Here is a 6,109-nt window from a genome sequence, read left to right on the forward strand (position 1 = left end):
GGCCGCCGGGCAGCAGGTGCTCCCGGAGCTGCGGGACACGCTGACCCGCCACCCGAAGGCGGGCGCGGCCATCTGGTTCGTCGGCGCCGCCGAGGACGGCCTGCTGACCGGCGTCGAAGGACTGGAACCGGCGCGGGCGCGGACCGGGGTGGTCGAGGTGGAGCTCGTCAAGGACCTCGGCGACGCGGTGAGCGCCGAGCTCGCCGACTCGGGTTCCCGCGTGCTCTACTGCCGGGCCGTCCACGCGGAACCGGCGGAGGCCCTGGCCACGGCGCGCGCCGCGGCGGAGCAGGTCGTGCTCGTGACGGAGCGAACCGCCGACGGCGGGGCGTGACCGCTCGCCCGCCCGTATGAACGGCAGGCCGTCCGTGGTCGCACCGGACTTTGCCAAATCGTGGGATTCGCCCGACGGTACCGGAACCTCCGCCGCGGCCCGTACGTCGTAAGACCCGGTAAGACCAGGCGATCGGCGGGGACTGCACGCCCGGCCGGCACGTTAGGCTGCCTGGTCAGAGGGGGAGCGGCCCGAGCGCCGCCATCGGATGACCGCCGGGACGGGCGCACCGCTCAGGGGCGCGCCCGCACCGACCTGCCACGGAGGTACTGGCCTTGCACATCGACGCCTGGATCGAGAGCGTCCCCCCGGGCGCCGTGTACGGCCTCGTGGGCTTGATCATCGGTCTGGAGTCGCTGGGCATCCCGCTGCCCGGCGAGATCGCGCTGGTCACGGCGACGCTGATGGCGGTCAAGGGCGTCGTGAGCCCCTGGGGCATCGCCGGCGTCGCGATCGCCGGTGCGATCATCGGCGACTCGATCGGCTACTCGATCGGGCGCAAGGGCGGCAAGCCGCTGTTCGAGAAGCTCGGCCGCAGGTTCCCCAAGCACTTCGGGCCCTCCCACCTGGCCACCGCCGAGCGCTCCTTCCAGCGCTGGGGCATGTGGGCGGTCTTCTTCGGCCGGTTCATCGCGCTGCTGCGCATCTTCGCGGGGCCGCTGGCGGGCGCGCTGAAGATGCCGTACTGGAAGTTCCTGATCGCCAACGTGCTGGGCGGCGTCGTCTGGGCCGGCGGCACGACCCTGCTGGTCTACAAGGTCGGCAAGAGCATCGAGCCGTGGCTGTCGCGCTTCTCGTGGGCCGGTCTGGCGGCGGCCGTCGTCGTGGGCGCCGGCTCGGCGTGGTTCATGAAGCGGCGCGCGGCCAAGGCGCACGCCGCGCACGAGGCCGCGGAGGCGGCGCGGGCCGGGAAGTCCGAGGGCGTCAAGGAGCCGGTGGCGGACTGACGTTGCGTCGGAAGGCCGGGCGTGCTGTCGGTGGTGCGGAGTAGCGTGTGACCGCGCACCGCGCGTACCGCACGTACAGCCCGCACCGAACCGAGCACTGGAGGCCCCGATGACGCAGCCGACCTGGGACGCCGTGGACGCGTACTTCTCGGACACGCTGGTCGGCCACGACCCCGTCCTGGAGGCCGCGCAGGCCGCCGCCGACGCGGCGGGCCTGCCGCACATCGCCGTCGCCCCGAACCAGGGCAAGCTCCTGCACCTGCTGGCGCTGACCGCCGGGGCCCGGCGGATCCTGGAGGTCGGCACGCTCGGCGGCTACAGCGCGATCTGGCTGGCCCGCGCCCTCCCGGCGGACGGCACGCTGATCACCCTGGAGATCGACCCGAAGCACGCCGAGGTGGCCCGCGGCAACCTCGCCCGCGCCGGGCTGGACAAGGTCGCCGAGGTGCGCCTCGGCAGCGCCCTCGACTCGCTGGAGGCGATCGGGGCCGAGGGCGGCGAGCCCTTCGACCTCGTCTTCATCGACGCCGACAAGGTCAACAACCCCGCGTACTTCGCCTGGGCGCTCCGGCTGACCAGGCCGGGCTCGCTGATCGTCGTCGACAACGTCGTGCGCGGCGGCGCCGTCGCGGACGCCGCCAGCACCGACCCCGCCGTCGTCGCCACGCGTAGGCTGCACGACGTGATCGCGGCCGAGCCGCGCGTCACCGCGACGTCCGTGCAGACCGTCGGCAGCAAGGGCTACGACGGCTTCACGCTGGCGCGCGTGCAGAACTGAACCACCGCAAGACGCAAGACCTTGGAGGACCCTGTGCGGATCGGACTGCTGGGCACCGGCCCCTGGGCGGAGCGGGTGCACGCGCCCGTCCTCGCCGACCACCCCGGGCTGGAGTTCGCGGGTGTGTGGGGGCGGCGCCCCGAGGCCGCCACGGCGCTCGGCGCGACGCACGGGGTCCCCGGGTACGCGGACCTCGACAAGCTGCTCGCCGAGGTGGACGCGGTGTCGATCGCGCTGCCGCCGACCGTCCAGGCCGACCTCGCGGTGCGCGCCGCCGAGGCCGGCTGCCACCTCCTGCTCGACAAGCCGGTCGCGCTGACCGTCCCGGACGCGCGCCGGGTGACCGAGGCCGTCCGGCGGCACGGCGTCGCGTCCGTCGTGTTCTTCACCGTCCGCTTCGGCGGCGACCAGATCCCGTGGATCGAGCAGCAGGCCGCGCTGGGCGGCTGGTTCACCGGCCGCTCCGACTGGCTCGGCTCGGTGTTCGCCCCCGGCAGCGGCAGCCCGTACGCGGCGTCGCCGTGGCGCCAGGAGAAGGGCGCACTGTGGGACGTCGGCCCGCACGCGCTGTCCGTGCTGCTGCCCGTCCTCGGCGACGCGACGCAGGTCACGGCCGTGGCGGGCCCGCTCGACAGCATCCACCTGGTGCTGCGCCACGCGGGCGGCGCGTCCAGCACGCTGGCGCTCAGCCTGACGGCGCCGGTCGCGGCCGGCGGCACGGGCATGGAGATCCGCGGCGAGCATGGCGTCGCGCACCTGCCGGAGCGCGGCGAGGGCCCGATCGCGGCCCTGCACCGCGCCCTCGACGCCCTCCAGGCCTCCGCGCGCACGGGCGAACGGCACGCGTGCGACGCGGAGTTCGGCCTGCGCGTGGTGGAGATCCTCGCGGCGGCCGAGCGTTCGCTGGAGTCCTCGGCGCCCGTCGAGGTCTGAGCCGGGTCACCGTCCGACCCGGGTCACGGCATTGGTTCGCGCGGCCGGAAATCGACGCCCTCGTCCGAGCTCAGCACCACGCCCCGGCCGGCACCCCCCCACCACTGGATACGGGACGAAACCCGCGGAACCCCCGGCCACAACTGGTGGCACGAGCTCACCAAGCAACTCAAGAACGATGCGGACCCCGTGGCCCTCGCCCATGGCGTGGCTGCCATCCAGATCCATGGCTACCACTCGCGCCGGCACAGTCGGCTTGGCGTGACGCTGCCCACCAGCGGCTTCACCCGGCAACTCGTCCGGCAAGCAATCGAGCGGGACGCGTGGATCGTTGTCCGCAAGAGCGCCGCACCCGTCTGGGAGGCCGCCGTACCGGCCTTGGGCGCCTACCCGCGGCTCGTCACCGGCAGCAACGGCCGGAGGCTCTACCTTTCCCCGGGAAATCTCGGCGACGCCGGTTACCGCAGCATCCTGGAGGCCGTCCGCGTCTCGTGACATCGAAGGCCTGCCGGCCGTCAGGAGGCCAGGGCGCTCACCGCCCGATCCGGGAGGTTCGTCACGCCGGAGGAAGGGGCGGGCGGGGCTGGTCGGGGCGGCGGTCGGTGGGGCGGGCCGGGGGGATGACGGGGGCGTGGAAGTCGCGGGGGCCGGTCCAGAGGGCGGGTACGGCGTCGCTGCGGCGGGCGAGTTCGTAGGCGAGGGCCTCGTAGTTGACGCGCCAGCCGTGGAAGTGGCGCCAGGCGTCCTCGACCGGGCGTTCGCGGGGGAAGCCGGCGGCGGTGACCATCGCGACGGCACCGAGGTACTCGGCGTAGGTGAGGCGGATCGGCGTCGCCGGGTCCGGGTCGGGGTCGAAGTCGACGCGCAGGGCCCGGGCGATGTCCCGCATCGCGGTGAAGCCGGCGCGGATCACCAGGCGGGCCTCGGCCGGTGCCGAGCGCGGGCACAGGGCGAGGTGGAGGGCGGCGGCGTCCATGACGGCGATCAGGCCGACGACCCAGCTGCGGTTGGGCTGCGGGGAGCGGAAGGAGAGCAGCACGGGGTAGTTGGAGTGGCTCTCGCCGATGTCGGCGGCCAGCCGCTCCCAGTCCCGGTAGAGCTGGGGCAGGGCCGTCTCGGTGTCCACGAGGGACTGCCGGGCGAGCAGCTCCGGTCCCCACGCTGGCTCGCCGGCCCGCGACTGGAGCAGCGTCACCTCGGTCTCGCGCCGCTGGTAGGCGGCGTACAGGGTGGGCAGGTAGGCGATCTGCAGGGCGATCACCAGCGGGCCGCTGGCGGCGGCGAGGAAGTCGATCACGGACAGGCGCAGGCGGTCGCCGCTCGCGAAGCCGAGGGTGAAGAGGCTGGACCCGGCTTCGCGGAAAGAGATGGACCAGTCGAGCTCCGACGTGCCGTGCAGCAGCAGCGTGTACGCGAGCAGCATCCCGCTGAGCCACACCCCGAGCATGCCCAGCAGCACCAGCGGCGCGAGCCAGGTCAGTGCCCGGTCCTGCGCCCGGTAGGTGCCGAAGGGCGCGGCCCACAGCCGCAGCGCCATCCGGAGCGCGGACCAGAGCCGGAACACCAGCGCCGAGTACAGGCCGCGCGGCACGACGAGCGTGCGCAGGATGCTGCCGATGACGAGCAGGAGCACGAGCACGCCGGCGATGGTGTGGATCAACCTCATGCGGCCATTCTGGCGGTCGCCCAGGTCGGCCGCGCCGCCGGGCGACGGTCGGCGGGGCGGTCCCGGATGCCCCGGGTTGCTCTCAGGGCGCCCACGGCCGGAGCTTCTCCGGGTTGCGGACCGCCCAGATCCGGGTGACCCGGCCGTCGGCGACGTCGAACGCCGCCACCGTCACAACGACGCCGCCGCGCCGGGCCATCAGACCCGGCGCGCCGTTGACCGACCGCTCCAGGAGCTCCAGCCCCGGCGCCATGTCGGCGATGGCGAGCATGTACCGGGCGATCCGCGCGCCGCCCTCGACCGGGCGCAGGACGGTGCCGACCATCCCGCCCCCGTCGGCGGTCATCACGGCGGCGGGGTCGAGCACGGCGACGAGGGCCGGGACGTCCTTGTTCTCCCAGGCCTCCTTGACGCGCCGTACGGTGTCGGCCTGCCCGGCGGCTGTTCCGCGGATGGGAGTGGTGCCCACCCGTCGGCGGGCGGAGGCCGCCAGCTGCTTGCAGGCCGCAGGGGTGCGGCCGAGGACGCCGGCGATCTCGGCGAACGGGTACCGGAACACGTCGTGCAGGACGAACGCCACCCGTTCGGCGGGCGTCATCGACTCCAGGACGACGAGGAACGCCATGGCCACCGATTCGTCCAGGACGATCTGGTCGGCGAGGCTCTCCCGGCCCCCGCCCCGCTCGGGCAGCGGTTCCGGCAGCCAGACGCCGACGTACCGCTCGCGGCGGGCCCGCGCCGAGCCGAGCACGTCCAGGCAGATGCGGCCGGTCACCGTCGTCAGCCACGCGCCGGGCGACACGATCTCGTCGCGCCGGCCACCGGGCAGCGCGTACCAGCGGGCGTAGGCCTCCTGGACGGCGTCCTCGGACTCGGCGAGGGAGCCGAGCAACCGGTAGGCGACATTGACCAGTTGGTGCCGCTCGCCGGCTATGCCGTCCTCTGCCGCCCCCATGCCCGACCGCCTCTCGCCTTACCTCTCGCCTTACCTTTCGCGGGCCCGCGTCGTCGGGCTGGTGAGACCTTACAGAAGAGAGGACCGAGCCATGGCCACCACCCGGACGACGACGGTGCGGCGCCCGTTTCCGCTGCTGCGGATCGCGATCGCGCTCCAGACCCTGACCATCTTCCTGCAGGCCGCCTCCGCCGGGCTGCTGCTGACCGCGTCCTACGGAGAGACGCTGCACAGCGTCGGCGCCCGCGTGATGTACGCGGCGTCGATGCTGTACGTGCTGGCGGCGGTGCTGGCCTGGAAGCCGGGTGGCGGCCCGCTGCGGCCGGTCTGGGAGGCGTCCGGCTTCCTACTCCTCGCATCCGCCCAGGTCGTCCTCGGCATCGCCCACGTCCCGTCGGTCCATCTGCCGCTGGGCGTAGCGATGTTCGGCCTGAGCGTGCTGGCGCTGGCGAGGCGGTGAACCGATCGTCGCCCCTTTTGCTCGGCGCGCGCGAGT

General features: G+C 73.8%; 7 protein-coding genes and 1 pseudogene. 6 read left to right on the top strand and 2 right to left on the bottom strand.

Annotation, left to right across the window (positions count from 1 at the left end; translation table 11 throughout):
* From AB0O00_RS26965 to AB0O00_RS26985, 5 genes and pseudogenes are all read left to right on the top strand, one after another.
* Positions 1-334, top strand: a pseudogene (locus AB0O00_RS26965) (hypothetical protein); the annotation flags it as partial.
* Positions 335-609: 275 nt separating this feature from the next.
* Positions 610-1,281 (top strand): DedA family protein, encoded by a 672-nt coding sequence (locus AB0O00_RS26970; RefSeq protein WP_363655981.1) that lies wholly within the window; start codon positions 610-612, stop codon positions 1,279-1,281.
* Positions 1,282-1,390: 109 nt separating this feature from the next.
* Complete coding sequence (locus AB0O00_RS26975) at positions 1,391-2,059, top strand: O-methyltransferase (RefSeq protein ID WP_363655983.1); 669 nt, start codon at positions 1,391-1,393, stop codon at positions 2,057-2,059.
* A 33-nt stretch (positions 2,060-2,092) separates the two neighbouring features.
* Positions 2,093-2,992 carry a Gfo/Idh/MocA family oxidoreductase gene (locus tag AB0O00_RS26980; protein ID WP_363655993.1) on the top strand — a complete coding sequence of 300 codons (900 nt, stop codon included), beginning with the start codon at positions 2,093-2,095 and terminating at the stop codon, positions 2,990-2,992.
* Between the two features lie 261 nt (positions 2,993-3,253).
* Positions 3,254-3,487, top strand: a complete 234-nt coding sequence (locus AB0O00_RS26985; protein WP_363655985.1) for a hypothetical protein — start codon at positions 3,254-3,256, stop codon at positions 3,485-3,487.
* Positions 3,488-3,548: 61 nt separating this feature from the next.
* Here the strand turns inward: AB0O00_RS26985 and AB0O00_RS26990 are convergent, their stop codons facing one another.
* Both AB0O00_RS26990 and sigJ read right to left on the bottom strand, forming a co-directional pair.
* Positions 3,549-4,658, bottom strand: a complete 1,110-nt coding sequence (locus AB0O00_RS26990) for a hypothetical protein (RefSeq protein WP_363655987.1) — start codon at positions 4,656-4,658, stop codon at positions 3,549-3,551.
* An 82-nt stretch (positions 4,659-4,740) separates the two neighbouring features.
* The gene (gene sigJ / locus AB0O00_RS26995) at positions 4,741-5,613 is read right to left on the bottom strand and encodes an RNA polymerase sigma factor SigJ (protein WP_363655989.1); all 873 of its coding nucleotides are present in this window, start codon (positions 5,611-5,613) and stop codon (positions 4,741-4,743) included.
* Between the two features lie 91 nt (positions 5,614-5,704).
* Here sigJ and AB0O00_RS27000 point away from each other — a divergent pair, with 91 nt between their 5' ends.
* Entirely contained in the window at positions 5,705-6,073 is a 369-nt protein-coding gene (locus AB0O00_RS27000; RefSeq protein WP_363655991.1) for a hypothetical protein, read from the top strand.
* Positions 6,074-6,109 lie beyond the last annotated feature (36 nt).

Source organism: Kitasatospora sp. NPDC093558, assembly GCF_040683475.1.
GTDB lineage: Bacteria > Actinomycetota > Actinomycetes > Streptomycetales > Streptomycetaceae > Kitasatospora.